The 1,612-nt window shown below is 51.7% G+C and carries 1 protein-coding gene; it reads left to right on the top strand.

What is annotated here, in order from left to right; all coding sequences use genetic code 11:
* Positions 1 to 1,612 (top strand): beta strand repeat-containing protein (locus tag LZ463_RS28830; protein WP_489686166.1); only part of this gene is annotated, 1,612 nt, incomplete at both ends.

Genomic DNA, 1,612 nt, shown 5'->3' with positions numbered 1-1,612 from the left:
CAACCTGGCTGGTGCACAAATCTCTGGTGTGGAAAACATTGTTTCCAACTCTGCCGTTGTCATCACGGCCAGCCAATACCTGGCGCTGATTGCTGCGCGTGCGGCATTGAACCTGTCTGGTCCTGTGCTGACCTTCAGTGGCGCAGGCCCACATCAACTGACCATCGTTGACGATGTGGCTGGTGTGAACAATATCGACCTGTCCTACATCTCCATCACGGGTGGTACGCTGGTGTATGACGTGACTTCGGCTTCGAATGCGACGGGCGGTAGCGTTAATAACATGACCACTTCTAATGCGATTGTGGTTTCCGGTGGGGCGATTGTCACTGCTGGTGTTATCGGTACCAGCCCGACCAATGGCGGTGGCACTGCCCTGGCACCGATTGCCCTGACAGCTGGCGGTGTATTTAATAGCACAGCAAACGTGAATGACAATTTCACCGGTACTACAGCGACGCTGGTCGGCACAACTGTCAATGGTAATGCTGGCGATACTGACATGATCACCTTCAGTGGTGGCGGCAGTATCGTTATCGGTGGCGGTAATACGATCACCAACATCAAAACCTTGGCAACAGACAATACTTCAACGGATGTGTATTTCAACGTTGCGACAGCAGGTATTACTACTATCAATGGCGGTACAGGCAATGACCGCGTGTTCCTGGCGAACTCCGGCAGCTCCATGCTGGCCGGTAATGTCAATCTGGGCGCAGGTAATAATACGTTGACGATGGAAGGCAAGACTTATACCGGTACATTTGCAGCGGGTGCTGGTACGTCCGATATTCTGAATCTGGTTAGTTTGTCCAATATCAGCAATGCCAATATCACAGGTTTTGAAAGTCTGGTGGTTGCCAGCAATGCTGGCATTACTCTGAGTGCCGCCCAATATGCAGCATTCACAACAATCACGGCAACTGGCACCAATAACTTCACTTTCTCGACAGCAGGTACGATTGCTGGTAATGCTACAGTGGAAAACTATACCCTGGCTAATGGCACTAACACCTTCACGGCTGCTGCTGGTTTAATTTCTGTTATCGGCGGTACAGGTGCAGATACACTCAATGTTGGCGATGCCATCATCACCGCAACTGTTGCTGCCAATGGCATTAACGGCGGCGCGGGCGCTGATACCCTGAACGTGGGTGCTGTCACTGCGGCACTGGACATGTCAGCCAAAGTGACCGGTGTAGAAACAGTGAACGTGACTGGTGGTACCAATGCGGCATGGACAGTCACTAACGAAAACGGTGCTGGCGTGACTTTGAACTTCACCAAGTCTGCTACTACTGCGATGAACAACGTGATTCTGGGTACAGGTGGTCAGACTCTGAACGTTCTGGGTACAGGTACAGGCAACACAACCATCACTGGTGGTGCTGGTGCTGATACGATCAACCTGTCTACAACAGCAACAGGTATTGATACGATCGCTACTGGCTCTGTGATCTCCTCTATCGATACAGTCGCTAACTTCAAGGCTGCTGGTGCAGACGTGTTCAAAACAGGCACAAACGCAACAACCTTGAACTCCCTGACTATCGCTACAGCTGACACATCCACACTGGCAGCCGCGATTGCAACAGCAGCAACAGCCGCTGGC

The sequence above is a fragment of the Undibacterium paludis genome (genome assembly GCF_022568815.1).
In the GTDB taxonomy this organism is placed as follows: domain Bacteria; phylum Pseudomonadota; class Gammaproteobacteria; order Burkholderiales; family Burkholderiaceae_D; genus Undibacterium.
This window is presented reverse-complemented; position numbering and strand designations above follow the sequence as displayed.